16 protein-coding genes are annotated in these 16,780 nt (G+C 71.8%); 6 read left to right on the top strand and 10 right to left on the bottom strand.

Translation table 11 applies throughout. From position 1 onward, the window contains the following. Nucleotides 1–38: 38 nt before the first annotated feature. Entirely contained in the window at nt 39–896 is an 858-nt protein-coding gene (locus tag ASG88_RS15520) for a DUF3097 domain-containing protein (RefSeq protein WP_056888356.1), read from the top strand. Between the two features lie 89 nt (nt 897–985). Here ASG88_RS15520 and hemW read toward each other — a convergent pair whose 3' ends face one another. The 5 genes from hemW to ASG88_RS15545 all read right to left on the bottom strand — a co-directional run bounded on the left by hemW (nt 986) and on the right by ASG88_RS15545 (nt 7,538). Further along, the gene (gene hemW / locus ASG88_RS15525) at nt 986–2,203 is read right to left on the bottom strand and encodes a radical SAM family heme chaperone HemW (RefSeq protein WP_056888357.1); all 1,218 of its coding nucleotides are present in this window, start codon (nt 2,201–2,203) and stop codon (nt 986–988) included. Nucleotides 2,204–2,286: 83 nt separating this feature from the next. Next, nucleotides 2,287–3,216 (bottom strand): intradiol ring-cleavage dioxygenase, encoded by a 930-nt coding sequence (locus ASG88_RS15530; RefSeq protein ID WP_056888358.1) that lies wholly within the window; start codon nt 3,214–3,216, stop codon nt 2,287–2,289. A 127-nt stretch (nt 3,217–3,343) separates the two neighbouring features. After that, nucleotides 3,344–5,164, bottom strand: a complete 1,821-nt coding sequence (locus ASG88_RS15535; protein WP_056888359.1) for an AMP-dependent synthetase/ligase — start codon at nt 5,162–5,164, stop codon at nt 3,344–3,346. Nucleotides 5,165–5,290: 126 nt separating this feature from the next. Further along, nucleotides 5,291–6,493 (bottom strand): NAD(P)/FAD-dependent oxidoreductase, encoded by a 1,203-nt coding sequence (locus ASG88_RS15540; RefSeq protein WP_056888360.1) that lies wholly within the window; start codon nt 6,491–6,493, stop codon nt 5,291–5,293. 115 nt (nt 6,494–6,608) lie between these two features. After that, a complete protein-coding gene (locus ASG88_RS15545) occupies nt 6,609–7,538 on the bottom strand; it encodes an aminoglycoside phosphotransferase family protein (protein WP_056888361.1) in 930 nt (309 codons plus the stop codon). Nucleotides 7,539–7,561: 23 nt separating this feature from the next. Between ASG88_RS15545 and argS the strand changes: the two genes are divergently transcribed. Beyond that, the gene (gene argS, locus ASG88_RS15550; protein WP_056888362.1) at nt 7,562–9,286 is read left to right on the top strand and encodes an arginine--tRNA ligase; all 1,725 of its coding nucleotides are present in this window, start codon (nt 7,562–7,564) and stop codon (nt 9,284–9,286) included. Between the two features lie 3 nt (nt 9,287–9,289). Here the strand turns inward: argS and ASG88_RS15555 are convergent, their stop codons facing one another. Continuing rightward, entirely contained in the window at nt 9,290–9,706 is a 417-nt protein-coding gene (locus tag ASG88_RS15555) for a MerR family transcriptional regulator (protein ID WP_056888363.1), read from the bottom strand. Nucleotides 9,707–9,770: 64 nt separating this feature from the next. On the opposite strand from ASG88_RS15555, the gene ASG88_RS15560 reads away from it, so the two are divergent. Together ASG88_RS15560 and ASG88_RS15565 are read left to right on the top strand one after the other, a co-directional pair. Beyond that, on the top strand, nt 9,771–10,607 hold the full coding sequence (locus tag ASG88_RS15560; protein WP_056888364.1) for an NAD(P)/FAD-dependent oxidoreductase: 837 nt from the start codon (nt 9,771–9,773) through the stop codon (nt 10,605–10,607). Nucleotides 10,608–10,776: 169 nt separating this feature from the next. Continuing rightward, nucleotides 10,777–11,226: a hypothetical protein gene (locus tag ASG88_RS15565; protein WP_157559770.1), complete on the top strand. Its 450-nt coding sequence runs from the start codon at nt 10,777–10,779 to the stop codon at nt 11,224–11,226. 26 nt (nt 11,227–11,252) lie between these two features. Here the strand turns inward: ASG88_RS15565 and ASG88_RS15570 are convergent, their stop codons facing one another. After that, nucleotides 11,253–11,651 carry a PGPGW domain-containing protein gene (locus ASG88_RS15570; RefSeq protein WP_056888366.1) on the bottom strand — a complete coding sequence of 133 codons (399 nt, stop codon included), beginning with the start codon at nt 11,649–11,651 and terminating at the stop codon, nt 11,253–11,255. 76 nt (nt 11,652–11,727) lie between these two features. After that, nucleotides 11,728–12,561 carry a helix-turn-helix domain-containing protein gene (locus ASG88_RS15575; RefSeq protein WP_056888367.1) on the bottom strand — a complete coding sequence of 278 codons (834 nt, stop codon included), beginning with the start codon at nt 12,559–12,561 and terminating at the stop codon, nt 11,728–11,730. 51 nt (nt 12,562–12,612) lie between these two features. On the opposite strand from ASG88_RS15575, the gene ASG88_RS15580 reads away from it, so the two are divergent. Continuing rightward, the gene (locus ASG88_RS15580) at nt 12,613–13,188 is read left to right on the top strand and encodes a TIGR03086 family metal-binding protein (RefSeq protein ID WP_082600531.1); all 576 of its coding nucleotides are present in this window, start codon (nt 12,613–12,615) and stop codon (nt 13,186–13,188) included. Between the two features lie 38 nt (nt 13,189–13,226). Further along, entirely contained in the window at nt 13,227–14,312 is a 1,086-nt protein-coding gene (locus tag ASG88_RS15585; RefSeq protein ID WP_056888368.1) for a DNA glycosylase AlkZ-like family protein, read from the top strand. A gap of 3 nt (nt 14,313–14,315) precedes the next feature. Here ASG88_RS15585 and ASG88_RS15590 read toward each other — a convergent pair whose 3' ends face one another. Further along, a complete protein-coding gene (locus ASG88_RS15590) occupies nt 14,316–14,834 on the bottom strand; it encodes a HutD family protein (RefSeq protein WP_056888369.1) in 519 nt (172 codons plus the stop codon). Further along, entirely contained in the window at nt 14,834–16,753 is a 1,920-nt protein-coding gene (gene lepA, locus ASG88_RS15595) for a translation elongation factor 4 (protein WP_082600533.1), read from the bottom strand. The genes ASG88_RS15590 and lepA overlap by 1 nt, the downstream gene beginning before the upstream one ends. Between the last annotated feature and the right edge of the window lie 27 nt (nt 16,754–16,780).

Below are 16,780 nucleotides of genomic sequence, written 5' to 3' on the forward strand. Positions count from 1 at the left end.
ACCCCCACGCCGCCGGGTGCTCCACCTAGCGTTGTCCGGTGCCTTCCCCCGCAGACCGCTACGGCTCCGACGTCCTCAAGACCGACTGGCGCGCCCCCAAGAACGGCCGGGCCACCGAGACCCCGGCCGACCTCGGCCAGGTCGTCGAGGAGGTCACCACCGACTGGTGCGGCGAGATCGTCGCCGTGGACCGTGACCTCGACACCGTGACCCTGGAGGACCGCCGCGGCAAGCGGCGTACCTTCCCCCTCGGACCCGGCTTCCTGCTGGAGGGCCGACCGGTCGTCCTCGTCCCGCCCGCTCGGGGTGGACCCGCCCGGAAGACGCGTACGGCGAGCGGCTCGGTCGCCGTCCACGGCGCCAAGGCCCGGGTCGCCCGGGCCAGCCGGATCTTCGTCGAGGGCCGCCACGACGCCGAGCTGGTCGAGAAGGTCTGGGGCGACGACCTGCGCATCGAGGGCGTGGTCGTGGAGTTCCTCGGCGGGGTCGACGACCTGGCCGACCACCTGCGCGACTTCAAGCCCGGACCGCAGCGCCGGGTCGGCGTGCTCGTCGACCACCTCGTCCGCGGCTCCAAGGAGAGCCGGATCGCCGCCAACATCGCGAAGTCCCCGGTCGGCAAGCACGTCCTGATCGTCGGCCACCCCTTCATCGACGTCTGGCAGGCCGTCAAGCCCCAGCGGCTCGGCTTCGAGCGCTGGCCCGACGTGCCCCGCTCGATCGACTGGAAGACCGGCACCTGCCAGCAGCTCGGCTGGCCGCACCGCAACCAGACCGACATCGCGATGGCCTGGAAGCACATCCTCGGCGGGGTCCGCGGCTTCGAGGACCTCGACCCCGCGCTGCTCGGCCGCGTCGAGGAGCTCATCGACTTCGTGACCGCCCCCGGGGCCTGACCCGCCCGGGGTAGTCCGTGACGAACGGACCCCGGGATGTCGCTGTCAGGGGTCCGATCGTCACGGACTACCCCGAGAAGGCGCGTGAGTCAGGCGGTGAGGTCGCGCACGACCGCGTCGGCGAGCAGCCGACCGCGCCGGGTGAGGACGAGCCGCTCGGTGAGCAGCTCGACGAGGCCCTCCTCCATCAGCCGGGCGACCTCGCCGCGGCCGTGGCGACCCAGCGCCAGCACGGGCAGCCCGTCGCGCAGCCGGATCTCGAGGAGGATCCGCTCGAAGCGGCGGTCGGCCTCGGAGAGGTACTCGCGCCCGTGCGCCGGGCTGAGGCCGGCGGCCAGCCGGTCGGCGTACGCCGCGGGGTGCTTGACGTTCCACCACCGCACGCCGCCGACGTGGGAGTGGGCACCGGGGCCGGCGCCCCACCAGTGGCCGCCGGTCCAGTAGAGCATGTTGTGGCGGCACCGGCTCTCCGGCCGACGCGCCCAGTTGGAGACCTCGTACCACTCCAGCCCGGCGGCGGTGAGCCGCTCGTCGGCGAGGTCGTACTTGTCGGCGGCGTCGTCCTCGTCGGGCATCGGCAGCTCGCCGCGGCGGACCCGCCGGGCCAGGGCGGTGCCCTCCTCCACGATGAGCGAGTACGCCGAGACGTGGTCCGGCTCGCAGGCCAGCGCCGAGTCCAGGCTGGTCTCCCAGTCGGCGAGCGACTCCCCCGGCGTGCCGTAGATGAGGTCGAGGCTGACCTCGTCGAAGCCGGCGGCCCGCGCCCACTGCACCGCGGCCGGCACCCGCAACGGGTCGTGGGTGCGGTCGAGGACGGCGAGCACGTGGTCGACGGCCGACTGCATCCCGAAGCTGATCCGGTTGAAGCCCGCCGAGCGCAGCTCCTCGAGGTCCCAGGCCGCGACGCTGTCGGGATTGGCCTCGGTGGTGATCTCGACGTCATCGGCCAGGCCGAACTCCGCGGCCGCGCTCGCGATCACCGCGCCCAGGTCGGCCGGGCGCAGCAGCGTCGGAGTGCCGCCGCCGAAGAAGATCGTCTCGATCTTGACGTCGCGGTGGCCGAGCACCCGACGGGCCAGACGGATCTCGTCGATGACCGCTCCGGCGTACGTCGAGCGGGAGGCGCCGGGGGTGTCCCCCAGCTCCTCGGCGGTGTAGGTGTTGAAGTCGCAGTAGCCGCACCGCACCGTGCAGAACGGCACGTGGACGTACAGCCCGAAGGGTCGCCGGCCGAACTCGGCGTAGGCGTCGTCGGGTATCGACCCGTCCTCGGGCGCGGGGTCGCCGACGGGTTGAGCAGGGGGCACGCGGCCATCCTGTCACCACACCGCCCCCGGCGGACCCCGGGACCGGAACGCGCCCGGACGGGATGCTCCTGGATGGGCTCCGATCAGATGGGCACCGAGAGGGTGGCGACGTAGCCCTCCTCCACCGATCCGGTCACCTTCGCCATCTGCAGCGAGTAGCCGTCGGCGAAGATCCCGTCGGAGTCCAGGCTGACGCCGGCCAGGTTGGCGACCGAGTCCTCGTAGCCCTCGGTCGCGTAGACCGTCTCGCAGACGTCCTGGGGGAACGCGAGCTGCGAGGTGCGCAGCTTGGTGGTGGCGCTGGTGGCGGAGTCGAGCGACTCGTAGACCTCGAAGTGCACGTGCGGCCAGCGACCGGCGTAGCACCCCGGGAAGATGGTGGTGAACTCCACCCAGCCGTCCGCGTCGGTCTCCTGCACGCCGCGCAGGTAGTTCTCCTGCATCGCGTCGCCGTCGTACATCGAGTAGGCCCCGTCCCGGTCGCAGTGCCAGGCGTAGAGCGCGGCGCCGGCGAGCACCTCGACGTCGTCGCCGGTCAGGTCGTAGACCTTGAAGCGCAACGTGAGCGGCACACCCTGGGCCACCCCGGTCGCAGTGCCGAAGCTGGTGGTGATGTCGGAGCGGACGACGCCGCTCTCGCTCAGCACGTTGGGGCCGTTGGAGCCGTCGCCCGGGTAGGGGCCGGCGGTCTCCTCCGGGATCTCGCCGTCGGCCACCTCGACGCTCGTGTCACCCCCCATCGCTCCCCCGGCTCCGGGCCCACCGCCGCCCGCCGGCGGCTCGGGGCGGGTCGAGGTGGAGGTGGCGGTGGACGAGGTGTCCGCGCCGCACCCCACGGCCACCGCGGCGACCCCCAGGCCGCCGAAGATCCCGAGCATCCCGCGGCGGCCCAGCCCGCGGCGGCGCAACGTGCCCAGGTCGTGCTGCAGGCCCAGGTCGTGCTCGTGGACCTCGCCCTCGTCGTGGCGGTGGTCGTGGGCGGGGTCGTGGACGGGGTCGGGACGGTGGCTCATCAGATCTCCTCGGAAACGCGAACGGGTGCCGGTGGTCTCCCACCGACACCCATTCAGCGTCGCGTTGCTGTGCGCCCCCTGTGAGGAGACCGTGACCCGGGTCCGAGGACCGGCCCGGGTCCGAGGATCAGGCGTACAGCCGGTCGATCGTGTCCTTGTAGTTGTCCTCGACGACGTTGCGCTTGACCTTCATCGACGGCGTGAGCTCACCCGACTCGACCGTGAGGTCGTGGTCCAGCAGCTCCCACTTCTTGATGGTCTCCCAGCGGTTGAGGCGCGTGTTGAGCTCGTCGACGTAGCCGCCGACCATCGCCTTGACCTCGTCGCTGTTGACGATCTCGGTGTAGGACCTGCCCTCCATGCCGTTCTCGGCGGCCCAGCCGGCCATCGCGTCCGGGTCGAGGGTGACCAGGGCGATGACGTAGTTGCGCTCGTTGCCGAAGACCATGAACTGGCTGGCGTAGGGGCAGATCGCCTTGAACTTCGACTCGATCGCCGGCGGGGCGATGTACTTGCCGCCGGAGGTCTTGAAGAGCTCCTTGATGCGCCCGGTGATGGTGAGGAAGCCGTCGGCGTCGAGCGAGCCCTTGTCGCCGGTGTGCAGCCACCCGTCGGCGTCCAGCGCCTTGTGGGTCTCCTCGGGGAGGTTGTGGTAGCCCTCCATGATGTGCGGTCCGCGCAGCAGCACCTCGTCGCCGTCACCGATCCTGACCTCCGCACCCGGCAGGGCGCGGCCGACGGTGCCGATGCGGTTGTCGTCGGGGTGGTTGACGGTGGCCCCGGCGGAGTTCTCGGTCATGCCGTAGCCCTCGAGGATCACGATGCCGGCGGCGTTGAACCACTCGGCGATCTCCCGGTTGAGGGCGGCGGCACCGGAGATGAAGAACCGGACGCGTCCTCCGAAGCGCTCACGCACCTTGCTGAAGACCAGCTTGTCGAAGAGCCCGTGCTGGACCTTGAGCCCGATCGGGACCGACTTGCCCTCCCGCTTGAGCGCCTCGACCTTGAGGCCGACCTCGAACGCCTTGTTGAAGATCTTCTCCTTGGCACCGCCCTCGGCGGCCTGCATCGTCTGGATCCGGCCGTAGGCCTTCTCGAAGATGCGGGGCGCGGCACCCATGAAGGTCGGCTTGACGGTGGCGCAGTTGTCGACGATCTTCTCGACCCGGCCGTCGACCGCGGACGCGAAGCCGCAGGCGAGCTGGGCCGAGAGCAGGACCTTGCCGAACGAGTGGGCCATCGGCAGCCACAGGAACTGCAGGTCGCTCTCGTCGAGGATGTTCTGGACCCGGATCGACTCGCCCTCGTAGACCCACGACTTGTGGCGCAGCCGCACGCCCTTGGGGCGACCGGTGGTGCCCGAGGTGTAGATCAGGGTGGCGAGCTGCTCGGGCGCGATCGCGGCGGCCTTGTCGGCGATGACGCCGGGGTGCTCGGCCAGGTAGGCGGCACCGAGCTCGGCCAGCTGGTCCAGGGAGATGACCCAGTCGCCGTCGGCGGTGCCGTCGAAGGTGACGACCTTGGCCAGGTGCGGCAGCTCGTTCTTGCGCTCGCGCAGCTTGGCCACCTGCTCGTCGTCCTCGGCGAAGACGAAGCGGGACTCGGAGTCGCTGAGGATGTACGCCGTGTCCTCGGCGTTGGTGCTCGGGTAGACGGTGGTCGTGGCGCCCGCGGCGCACATCACCGCGAGGTCGGCCAGGATCCACTCGTAGCGCGTGCCGGACACGATGCCGACCCGCTGCTCCGACTCGAGGCCGAGCGAGAGCAGCCCCGCCGCGAGGGCCTCGACCCGGTCACCGGCCTGCTGCCAGGTGATGGACTCCCACGCGTCGCCCTTCGGGTAGCGGAAGGCCTCGCTGGAAGGGGACTTGGCGACGCGGTCCAGGAACAGGACCGCCACGTTCGGCTTGAGGTTGTCGACGAAGCTCGCGTCGTACTGGATCGGCATGGGACTCCCTGCGCTGAGTCGGGTGGGGGTGACGTGCTTGGGGAGTAACCTAGATCACTCGGTTACGCGGCGGTAGCAAACTCGCGGGACTGGTCGCTCCCGCCCCACCCGGACAGGGATTCCGGCTCACGGGAGCTGGGTGTGGCCGTGCTTCATCTTCCACAGGAAGTACTTCTCGAAGCCCAGCTTCATGAGGTGCGCCTGGGGGCCCGGGATGAGGATGCCGTGCTTGCGCGGCGGCAGCATCTTGTCGGCCAGGATGATGACGCCGTTGTTGCCCGCGTCCATCACGCACACCGCCGGGATGTCGCCGAACTCCTTGTGGTCGCCCGGCTCCTCGCCGCGGACCTGGGCGGCGATGTTGCGGGCCGCGACGTGCGCCTGGGTCTCGGTCGGGTAGCCGGTCTTGGGGATCCCGACCGGGGTCGGGGTCTGCCACGGCACGTCGACCGCGGCGGCGACGCCGACGGCGTACACGTCGTCGTACGACTCCGACTGGTAGGTGTCGCGGACCTTGACGTAGCCCTTGGCGTCGACGAGGTCGGTGCTGGCCAGCAGGAACTCCTGGCCGAGGAACGGCGGGACGACCATGCCGAAGGCGAACGGCAGCACCTCGCCGTCCCCGAGGACGAGCGCGCCGTCGTCGACGTGGTCGATGGGCGTCGCCAGCCGGGTGCCGATGCCCTCCTTCTTGAGGAACATGCCGAGCAGGGACTCGCCGTGCGGCAGCCCGCCGATGCCGAAGTGGCCCAGGAAGGGCTCGGCCGTCACGTAGGTGAGCTTGACGTCCTTGTGCAGCCCCGCCTTGCGGAGCTGGTAGGAGGTGTTGAAGAGGAACTCGTACGCCGCGCCGAAGCAGCCGGCGCCCTGGGTCGCGGCGACGACCACGTCACCCGGGTTCTCCAGGAACTTCTGCCACGCGACGGCGGTGCGCTCGGCCTCGGCCAGGGTCGTGATGGTGACCGCGTGCTCGGCGAAGCCGGGGACCACGTCGGTCTGGTTGCGGTAGCCGGTGGCGATGACGAGGTAGTCGTAGCCGAGCACCTGGCCGTCGTCGAGGGTGACCCGGCGGGCCACCGGGTCCACGTGGGTCGCGGCGGCGTGCTCGAACCCGACGCCGTGGTCCTCCAGGGTCTCCACCACGTCGAAGGTGATGTCGTCCCGGTCGCGCTTGCCGAAGGGCAACCAGATCAGGCTGGGGGTGAACAGGAACTTCCGGTCGGGGCTGACGACGGTCACGTCGACGTCCCCGTGCAGCTCGTGCCGGACGGCCAGCGCTGCCGTCAGGCCGGCGAAGTTCGTGCCGAGGACCAGGACCTTCTTGCGCATCGCGCACCTCCGGAGTGGGAATTGACCTACTCCCTTGATATCGGTCCGGGGGGCCACGGAGGAGGGCAGATGTGCCCCCGGCCGGGCGCCGAAGGTCCCTCCCGGTGCGGCGGGACTACTCCTGGACGGCCTTGGCGATCGCGATGCAGCGGGTGATCCACTCGCGCTCGTCGGCGTCGAGGTCCCGGCCGGCGCGCTCGGCGTCCTCGACCGACCAGTGCGCGTTGAGGACCATCCGGACCACCACCCAGTCGCGGGCCCGGTCCTCGTCGAGCCCGGCGGCGTCGACGACGGTGTGGAAGCGGCGCCGCACCCCGTCGCGCACCGACCCGCCTCCGGTCGTCAGCTCGTCCCAGCGGTTCCACAGCAGGGGCGCCGGCTCGTAGTGGGGGTCGCCGTCCATCGGCTTGGGGTCGATGGCCAGCCACGGCTCGCGGTCGGCGGCGAGCACGTTGGCGTAGTGCAGGTCGCCGTGGACGAGGGTCCCGGTGCTGGCGTCGTCGGCCACCAGGTCCCGGGAGAGGGCGAGGGCCTGCTCGACCAGCCGGCGCGGGACGGGTGCGTTGCGCGGCATCCGCGCGAGGGCGGCGGCCCACCTCTCGACGTACGACGTGACGGTGCGCAGCTGCGGCAGGGCCGGGACGTGCAGCCGGCCGTAGAGCCCGGCCACGACCTCGCACGCCTCGACGTCCCACAGGTCGCCGAGGTCCTCGGTGTGGAGACGCTCGAGGAGGAGCGCGCGCCGGTGGGGGTCGGCGCGCAGCAGCGAGACCGCGCCGTCACCGTGCCAGCGCTGCAGGGCGATCCCCTCGTGCAGGGACTCCTCGTCCCCGTCGAAGGACACCTTGAGCACCGCAGGTCGCCCACCGGCAGTGCGCACCGGCTGGGCCAGGGACGCGTAGCCGTGCATCGGGGCGCCGTCGAGCACCAGCTGCCACTCCTCGACGACCTCCGCGGCGAGCCGCGGGAGCCGGTCCAGCCAGGCCACCCAGGCGGGGCCGAGCCGCCGCTGCTCGTCCAGGCCGGGAGGAATGGGGAGCGGCATGCCCGCAACCCTAGGCTTGTCCCATGGCTTCCCCGCGCGACCTCCTCTCCCCCGCCGTCTCCGCCGCGATCGCGCGTGCCCTCGGCCCGGAGTTCGAGGGGACCGACCCGGTGCTGCGACCGAGCCAGTACGCCGACGTGCAGGCCAACGCGGCCCTCGCGCTCGCCAAGCGGGTGGGCTCCTCGCCCCGCGACGTGGCCACCCGTGTCGTCGCCGAGCTGGGTGACCTGCCCGCCCGGATCGAGATCAGCGGGCCGGGATTCCTCAACATGACGTACGACGACGCGTGGATCACCTCACTGCTGGCCGACCTCGCCGCCGACCCGCGGCTCGGGGTCCCGACCCAGCCCGCGCAGGTCGTCCCCATCGACTACAGCGCCCCCAACGTCGCCAAGGAGATGCACGTCGGTCACCTGCGCACGACCGTCGTCGGCGACGCGCTGGCCCGCACCCTCGAGCACCTCGGGCACCGGGTGGTGCGGCAGAACCACATCGGCGACTGGGGCACCCCGTTCGGCATGCTCATCGAGCACCTGCTGGCCGTCGGTGAGGACTCCGACGAGGCACGGCTGCTGGAGAGCGACCCCAACGCGTTCTACCAGGCGGCCCGCGCCGAGTTCGACGGCGACGAGGAGTTCGCGACGAGGGCCCGTGCCCGGGTGGTCTCCCTGCAGGCCGGTGACGAGGAGACGCTGCGGCTGTGGGCCGAGCTGGTCGAGCTGTCCCGCCACTACTTCAACCGGATCTACTCGACGCTCGGCGTGACGCTGACCGACGACGACCTGGCCGGCGAGTCGACGTACAACGCCGAACTGGCCGGGATCTGCGACGAGCTCGAGGCGGCCGGGCTGGCGACGATGAACGACGGCGCGCTGTGCGTCTTCCTCGACGGCTACACCGGCCGGGAGGGCAAGCCGGTGCCGCTCATCATCCGCAAGTCCGACGGTGGCTACGGCTACGCGACCACCGACCTCGCGACCATCCGGCACCGGGTCGAGCGGCTCGGTGCCGACCGCTGCCTCTACGTCATCGGGGCACCGCAGGCGCTGCACCTCGAGATGGTCTGGGAGACCGCACGGCTCGCCGGCTGGCTGCCCGACCACGTGGAGGTCGTGCACGTGAAGATCGGCAACGTCCTGGGCGAGGACCGCAAGATCCTGCGCACCCGCTCCGGCGCCCCGTTGCGGCTGATGGCGCTCCTCGAGGAGGCCGAGGCCAACGCCCGCCGCGAGATCGACGCCAGCCGGCCCGAGCTGCCCGAGGAGGTGCGCGCCGCGATCGCACCGATGGTCGGCATCGGTGCGGTGAAGTACGCCGACCTGTCGGTGGGCCACGACTCGGAGTACGTCTTCGACCTCGACCGGATGCTCGCCTTCGTCGGCAACACCGGCCCCTACCTCCAGTACGCCACCGCCCGGATCCACTCGATCTTCCGCTCGGCGGGTGTCGAGCCGGCCCACGCCGCGGCCATCACCCTCGGCGAGCCGGCCGAGCGGGCGCTGGCCCTGCGGCTGCTGGGCTTCGGCACCGTCGTCGCGGAGGTGGGCGACACGCTCGAGCCGCACCGGCTCTGCACCCACCTCTTCGACCTGGCGCAGGACTTCTCGACGTTCTACGAGCACTGCTCCGTGCTCAAGGCCGCGACGCCGGAGCTGCGCCGGTCACGGCTCTCGCTGGCCGCGCTCACCCTCGCCGTGCTCTCCCAGGGGCTCGAGCTGCTCGGGATCGAGACGCCCGAGCAGATGTGAGCCTCACGCCGGCGGGTCGAAGGCGGCGACCAGGTCGCTGACGTGGCGCTGGAAGCCGGGGCAGGCGGAGATGTCGTGCGCCCGGCAGCTGAAGGCGTGCTCGGTCATCTCCTTGGAGATCCGCATCTGCTCCATCCGCCGGTCGAGGTCGTCGAGGTGCGCCCGGAGCACCGCGTGCCGCTCCGGGGCACCGGCGTCGAGGAGCACCGCGATCTGGTCGAGGGTCATCCCGGCGTCCTTGCTCCGCTGGATCGCGGCCACCCGCGAGACGTCGTCGAGCACGTAGCGACGACGCCCGGCGCTGTCGCGCGCCGGCTCGAGCAACCCCACCGACTCCCAGTGCCGCAGCACGTTGGTGGGCAGCCCGAAGCGCTCCGCCACCTCTCCGACGGACCAGCTGCGACCACGACTTGACTTCATCCCAACATGAAGTCACAGGCTGGTCCCACCTGGCAAGCCCGACACCGAGAACCGTGGGAGAGACATGTACGACGCACTCGTCATCGGAGGCGGCCCCGCCGGCCTCCAGGCCGCCCTGACCCTGGGCCGGATGCACCGGCCCACCCTGCTCCTCGACTCGCGGACCTACCGCAACGCCCCGGTCGACGCCATGCACAACATCGTCACCAACGACGGCCGGGACCCGGCCGAGTTCCGCGCCATCGTCCGCGGTGAGATCGCGGCGTACGACTCCGTGGAGGTGCGCGACCTGGCGGCCGCCTCGGTCGACCGGCGTGAGGACGGCACCTTCGCGACGTCCCTCGCCGACGGGTCGGTCGTGGAGTCGCGCACCGTGGTGCTGGCGACCGGGCTGCGCGACGTGATGCCGGACGTCCCCGGCTTCGCCGAGCAGTGGGGGCGTACGGTCCACATGTGTCCCTTCTGCCACGGCCACGAGCTCAGCGGCCGGCGGGTCGCCATCCAGGACTCCCCCGCCGTCGGCCACCTCGTCACGATGCTCGGCCCGATCGTCGGCTCGGTGGAGGTGGTCCCGCCGGTGACGTCGGTCGAGATGACGCCGGCCGGCCTGCGCGTCTCGTCGGGCTCCGCCTCGGTCGTCGTGGACGGCCTCTTCGCGCACCCGGCCTACGAGCAGGCGGCGCCCTTCGCCGCCCAGCTCGGGCTGGAGATGCGCGAGAGCGGCTGCATCGCCGTCAACCTCTTCGGGCAGACCAGCGTCCCAGGTGTGTACGCCGCCGGCGACCTCGCCCACGTCGCCGACCTGCCGATGCCCATGGCGTCGGTGCTCGCAGCGGCGTACGCCGGGCAGATGGCGGGGGCCTCGGCCCTGCGGGACATGGTGATGCCCGCGTCATCGTGATGCGGTAAAGGAACGACCCGGGGCCCCGCGAGGCGCCCTCACGCCCCACCATGGGGTCGACAGGACACCTTCGTGGACGGGGACGCGCATGCACGCAACGAGGTGGACCCTCCGCGGGTTGTCCCTGGGGATGCTGGGTGTGTTGCTGACGGCCTTGCCGGCGCCGGGGATGGCGGACACCAGGGTGTTCGACGACCCCGTCGGGGACTCGACCTCCGTGGACATCTCCCGCGTGCGGGTCGTCCACCGGGACTCGGTGACCGTGCGCGTCCGGTCGGTCGTCCCGCTGGCGGCGGGCCAGGTCTATGCCTTCTGGATCGACACCGGCCCCCGCCCCCGCCCCAACTACCACGTCTCGTTCCGGGCCAACTCGGACTTCGACGACTCGCTGGGCCTCGTGCGCTCGTTCGGCGATCGTCCCTCCCGGTCGGTCCGGTGCCGAGGGATGCGGGCTCGAGCCGACATCTTCTCCGACGCGCCGGTGTCGCTCCGGATCCCGCGACGCTGTCTCGAGGACCCGAGGAAGGTCCGGGTCGCCGTGCGGTTCGAGGACGAGACGACGGGCGCCACGGACTGGGCGCCGGACCGCCGCACCTTCGGGCCCTGGGTCAGGCGGTAGCCCGCATGCTCGTCGACGTGGGTCCGTCAGACCAGCGTCGTCCCGACGTACGTCGAGAACGCCGCGGTGATGCCGGTCGTCGCGACCAGCACGGCCACCGTGGTGGCCACGCCGAGGGCGCGACGGCCGGCGGAGGCGTCCTTCGGGAGCACCGCGCGGCGCCCCCGGTCGAGGAGACGTCCGCAGGCCACCAGGGCGCGGCGGGCCCAGTCGTACTCGAGGGCCAGCAGGGCCGTCCCCAGCGCCATCACCACGAGGCCCGGTCCGGGGAGCACCAGCATCGCCACCCCGGCCAGCACCACGAGGGGGCCCAGCACGCTCACGCCGACCTTGACGACGACGGCACGGACGGGACCCCGGTGCGCCCACTCCTCGATGCGGGTGAGGAGCTGGTGGGCTCGGGGGGTGAGTGAGGTGCTGGTCATGGGTGCTCCCTGCTGGTGCCGACCACCAGTGTGGGTGGTCCGGCTGAGGGGAGTCTGAGGACGCCTCCCGGGCGGGTCACGACCGGGGCTGGTCACGCAGGTAGTCGCCCGGGGTCATCCCGGTGACGGTGCGGAAGTCGTGGGTGAAGTGGGCCTGGTCGGCATAGCCCAGCCGTGCGGCCATGTCGGCCAGGGACGACTCCCCGGCCTTGAGCGCCTCGACGGCGTCGTGCAGCCGCCGGCGCTGGATCAGCCACTTGGGGCTGAGGCCCACGCGCTGCTCGACCAGCCGCTGGAGGCTGCGCTCGGACAGTCCGGCGTGCTCGGCCAGGTCGGCGACGCGGGTGACCTCCGGGTGGTCGCGCAGCCAGGCGACCAGCTCGTTGACGAGCAGGCCCTGCTCGTCGACCGGGAGGTGCTCCTCCAGCCGCTGCTCGACCGCGGCGATCGCGCGCGCGTGGGCGGACGGGTCGCGGGCGTCGGCCGCCATCGCGGCCCGCACCTCCGTCGTCAGCGCCTCCGCGTCGAGGGTGCCGACCTCGCCGAGGTCGAGATGGGCGTCGGTGACCGTGGCCACCGACCGACCCAGCAGGAGGCGACCCGCGGCCGGGGTGAGCATCGTGCCGACGGCCCAGCCGTCGCCCTCCAGGGTGACGCTCGACCTCCCCCGCACCACGCCGTACAGGCGGGCGTAGGTGTTGCTCACCACGACCAGGCAGACCGGGTGCTGCAGCGTGCTCTGCGTCGAGGGCTCCGGCAGCGACCACACCGGGATCCAGTAGCGGTCCACCAGGTCGACGAGGTGCGGTGACGGCGCGTAGCGGTGGATGGGCGGCGACGGTCGGGTGACGCCGGTCAGGTGGGCCCGGTCGACCGGGTCGACGGGTCGCGCGCTCCCGGTGGTTGCCATGTGTCGGATTATCACAAGCGCCACCGACATCCGGCCTGCGAGCGTGGGGCCATGACCGAGACAGCGACGAACGCGACAGCCCAGCACTTCACCGACCGCGCCGATGCCTTCGCGGCGATCCTCGAGGCCGCCGACCGGCAGTGGGACGCCCCCACCCCCTGCGAGGGGTGGACCGTGCGGGACGTGGTGGCGCACACGATCGAGACCGAGCGCGACTTCCTGGCCCGGCAGGGCCACGAGGTGGGCGAGTCCCCGGACGGGTCCGACCCCGCCGCCGCCTGGCGTGCCCACGCCACCGCCGTCGCCGGTGTCCTGGCGCAGGACGACGTCGCCGAGCATGAGTACGACGGCTACTTCGGCCGCACGACGATCGCGGCCACCATGGCCGACTTCTACGGCTGGGACCTCGTCGTCCACGGCTCCGACGTGGCGCGGGCCACCGGCCAGGACTGGTCCGTCAGCGAGGAGGAGGCGGCGTCCCTGCACGCCACCGCCGACGGCTGGGGCGACGCCCTCCACTCCGAGGGCGTCTGCGCCGACCCCGTGCCCGTGCCCGACGACGCCTCCACCACCGACCGCCTGCTCGCGCGGCTGGGTCGCGACCCGGGGTGGCGACCCTCCGCCTGAGGACAGCGACGGTCCGCCTCGCCCCCTAGCGTGGGGCCGTGGCACTGACGTGGGAGGACCTGGCCGGGCGGGCGCTGGCGCGCCAGTTCCCGGAGCGACCGACCGACGTCTCCGGGATGCTCGACGCCATGGGGCCGGTCCAGTCCCAGACGGCGCGCTCGCCGTTCCTCGGCCTCGCCGCCCGCTTCCCGGGCGTGACCCGCGACGCCGTCAGCGCGGCGTACGAAGCAGGGACGGTCGTGCGGGGCAGCACCATCCGCGGCACGGTCCACACCGCCACCCCCGAGCAGTACGCCGCCCTCGGCGCCGTCACCCGCGTCGGCCAGCGCACCCTGTGGCAGCGACTCCTGCAGCTCGAGCGGAGCAGGCTGGAGGACCTCTGGTCCGACACCGAGACCTTCGCCGCCGACTGGCGCAGCACCGACGAGCTGCAGGCGCACCTCCACGCGTGGCTGCTCGCCCACGAGGGGCGTGACGAGGTCGCCGGACAGCAGGTCGGGCGCTACCTCGCCTTCGGCCACGGCGGGCTCGTGCGCCGACCGGTCAACGGTGACTGGGCCGGACAGGGTGCTCCGGCCTACCGCACCCTGGCGCCCCGGGTGCCTGCGACCCCGACCGACGCCGTCCTGCTCCACCTGCGCTGTCACGGCCCCGCCTCGCGGCACGACCTCGCCTGGTGGTCCGGCCTGGGCCTCCGGGTCGTCGACGAGGTCCTCGACGGGCTCGGCCTGGTCGGCGAGGAGGGACCGGACGGGCGCACGTACGTCGACCTGCCCGATGCCCCCGCCCCCACGTCCCTCGGCGGGGTGCGGCTGCTGCCGGAGTTCGACGCCCTCATGTGCGCCTACGAGCCGACGGCCCGCGAGCGCTTCGCCCATCCAGACCACCTGCGCCGGTTGTGGAGCGGGGCCAACGGGATGGTGCTGCCACCGCTGCTCGTCGACGGCCGCATCACGGGCTACTGGCGAGCCACCGGATCCGCCCGGCGGCGGCCGATGGAGGTGGTGTGGTTCGCCGGCACCCGCCGGCCCCGGCGGGCCGAGCTGGACGCACCGGTCGCGGCCCTGGAGGCCGGGCTGGGGATCACGGTCACCGACGTGACCCTCACCCGCGAGCAGGTGTAGCGATCAGCCCCGCTGCAGGGTGACGACGGCCAGCGTGCAGCGACCGGTCACGACCGCGGGCCCCACGACCAGGTCGTACGCCAACGCCTCGTCCCCGTGCACCGACGCGCGGCCCTGGAGCACCAGCGCGGCCTGGTCCTCGGCCAGCGGGATCGACGAGGTGCGCCCGAGCTCCAGCACGGTCACGAAGGCGTCCACGGCCGGGTCGGCGATCACGTTGAGCACCCGCACGGGTCCCTCGGGGACGGACGCGACCACCTGGGCATCCCCGTCGAAGGCGAACGGGCGACGCGGCTCGACCACCTGCTCGACGCCGTCGACCACGAGGGCGAGCCCCGGGCCTTCGACGACCGTGAGCAGCCGGTGCTTCCCGGGGAAGGGCGAGAACGGACCGTCCGCGTCGATGCCGGCGAGGCTGACCCGCCAGGCGTCGTCGTCGGCGCGCAGCAGCCCGCGCGTCGTACCGCCGCCGTTGGCCCAGGGCTGCGGGGCGACGTCGGCGCTGCGGACGATGGAGACCACTACTTCTTCGTCTTCTCCGTCGGCTGCGTGGTGGAGAGCGCCGCCACGAAGGCCTCCGGCGGCACCTCGACGGTGCCGATGTTCTTCATCCGCTTCTTGCCGGCCTTCTGCTTCTCCAGCAGCTTGCGCTTGCGGGTGATGTCACCGCCGTAGCACTTGGCGAGGACGTCCTTGCGGATGGCGCGGATGTTCTCGCGGGCGATGACGCGCGCGCCGATCGCGGCCTGGATCGGCACCTCGAACTGCTGGCGCGGGATGAGGTCCTTGAGCTTGCCGGCCATCATCACGCCATAGGCGTACGCCGCGTCGCGGTGCACGATCGCGGAGAACGCGTCGACCGGCTCGCCCTGGAGGAGGACGTCCACCTTGACCAGGTCGGCGGCCTGCTCGCCGGAGCGCTCGTAGTCGAGGGAGGCGTAGCCCTTGGTGCGCGACTTGAGCTGGTCGAAGAAGTCGAAGACGATCTCGCCCATCGGCAGGGTGTAGCGCATCTCGACCCGGTCCTCGGAGAGGTAGTCCATCCCCTGGAGGGTGCCGCGCTTGGTCTGGCACAGCTCCATGATCGTGCCGATGTAGTCGCTGGGGCTGAGGATCGTGGCCTTGACGACCGGCTCGCGGACCTCGGCGATCTTGCCCTCGGGGTATTCGCTGGGGTTGGTCACGACCTGCTCGGAGCCGTCCTCCATCAGCACCTCGTAGACCACGTTGGGCGCGGTCGAGATGAGGTCGAGGTTGAACTCGCGCTCGAGGCGGTCGCGGGTGATCTCCATGTGCAGGAGCCCGAGGAAGCCGATCCGGAAGCCGAAGCCGAGCGCGCCGGAGGTCTCCGGCTCGAAGGTGAGGGCCGCGTCGTTGAGCTGGAGCCGCTCGAGCGCGTCGCGCAGCGTCGGGTAGTCGTCGCCGTCGATCGGGTAGAGGCCCGAGTAGACCATCGGGTTGGGGTGCTTGTAGCCGCCCAGTGCCTCGGTCGCGCCGTGGTGCTGGCTGGTGACGGTGTCACCGACGCGGGACTGACGGACGTCCTTCACACCGGTGATGAGGTAGCCCACCTCGCCGACCCCGAGGTCGCCGGCCTTGACGGGCTCGGGGCTGATGACGCCGACCTCGAGCATCTCGTGCACGGCGCCGGTCGACATCATCTTGATCCGGTCGCGGTGCGTGAGCTTGCCGTCGATGACCCGGACGTAGGTGACCACGCCGCGGTAGGTGTCGTAGACGGAGTCGAAGATCAGGGCGCGTGGGGGCGCGTCGGCGTCTCCCACGGGGGCCGGGGTCTGTCGCACGATCTCGTTGAGCAGGCCGGCGACGCCCATACCGGTCTTGGCGCTGACGCGCAGCACGTCCTCCGGCTCGCAGCCGACCAGGCCGGCCAGCTCCGCGGCGTACTTGTCGACCATGGCGCCGGGCAGGTCGATCTTGTTGAGCACCGGGATGATGTGGAGGTCGGCGCCCATGGCGAGGTAGAGGTTGGCGAGCGTCTGCGCCTCGATGCCCTGAGCTGCGTCGACCAGCAGCACGGCGGCCTCGCAGGCCTCGAGGGAGCGCGACACCTCGTAGGTGAAGTCGACGTGGCCCGGGGTGTCGATCATGTTGAGGACGTACTGCCCCGGCTCGGCGGCCTCGCCGTTGTCGACGGGCACCGTCCACGGCATCCGGACGGCCTGGCTCTTGATGGTGATCCCGCGCTCGCGCTCGATGTCCATCCGGTCGAGGTACTGCGCCCGCGCAGCACGCTCGTCGACGACACCCGTCAGCTGCAGCATCCGGTCGGCCAGCGTCGACTTGCCGTGGTCGATGTGGGCGATGATGCAGAAGTTGCGGATGATCGCCGGATCGGTCTGGCCCGGCTGGGGCGCGTTCTTCAGGGACACGGGCGACTTTCTGCGCGACGACGTGAGCGGGTACGACGGTCCCGGCATTCTTCCACGCTGGGCCCGCGCTCCACG

The organism is Nocardioides sp. Soil777 (assembly GCF_001428425.1).
Taxonomy (GTDB): Bacteria; Actinomycetota; Actinomycetes; order Propionibacteriales; family Nocardioidaceae; genus Nocardioides; species Nocardioides terrigena.

Bases quoted from the DNA above. Each gene is read 5' to 3' on its own strand.
- ASG88_RS15530 (WP_056888358.1), bottom strand. From the start codon at position 3,216: ATGAGCCACCGTCCCGACCCCGTCCACGACCCCGCCCACGACCACCGC.
- ASG88_RS15535 (WP_056888359.1), bottom strand. From the start codon at position 5,164: ATGCCGATCCAGTACGACGCGAGCTTCGTCGACAACCTCAAGCCGAAC.
- ASG88_RS15540 (WP_056888360.1), bottom strand. From the start codon at position 6,493: ATGCGCAAGAAGGTCCTGGTCCTCGGCACGAACTTCGCCGGCCTGACG.
- ASG88_RS15545 (WP_056888361.1), bottom strand. From the start codon at position 7,538: ATGCCGCTCCCCATTCCTCCCGGCCTGGACGAGCAGCGGCGGCTCGGC.
- argS (WP_056888362.1), top strand. From the start codon at position 7,562: ATGGCTTCCCCGCGCGACCTCCTCTCCCCCGCCGTCTCCGCCGCGATC.
- ASG88_RS15555 (WP_056888363.1), bottom strand. From the start codon at position 9,706: ATGAAGTCAAGTCGTGGTCGCAGCTGGTCCGTCGGAGAGGTGGCGGAG.
- ASG88_RS15560 (WP_056888364.1), top strand. From the start codon at position 9,771: ATGTACGACGCACTCGTCATCGGAGGCGGCCCCGCCGGCCTCCAGGCC.
- ASG88_RS15565 (WP_157559770.1), top strand. From the start codon at position 10,777: ATGGCGGACACCAGGGTGTTCGACGACCCCGTCGGGGACTCGACCTCC.
- ASG88_RS15570 (WP_056888366.1), bottom strand. From the start codon at position 11,651: ATGACCAGCACCTCACTCACCCCCCGAGCCCACCAGCTCCTCACCCGC.
- ASG88_RS15575 (WP_056888367.1), bottom strand. From the start codon at position 12,561: ATGGCAACCACCGGGAGCGCGCGACCCGTCGACCCGGTCGACCGGGCC.
- ASG88_RS15580 (WP_082600531.1), top strand. From the start codon at position 12,613: ATGACCGAGACAGCGACGAACGCGACAGCCCAGCACTTCACCGACCGC.
- lepA (WP_082600533.1), bottom strand. From the start codon at position 16,753: ATGCCGGGACCGTCGTACCCGCTCACGTCGTCGCGCAGAAAGTCGCCC.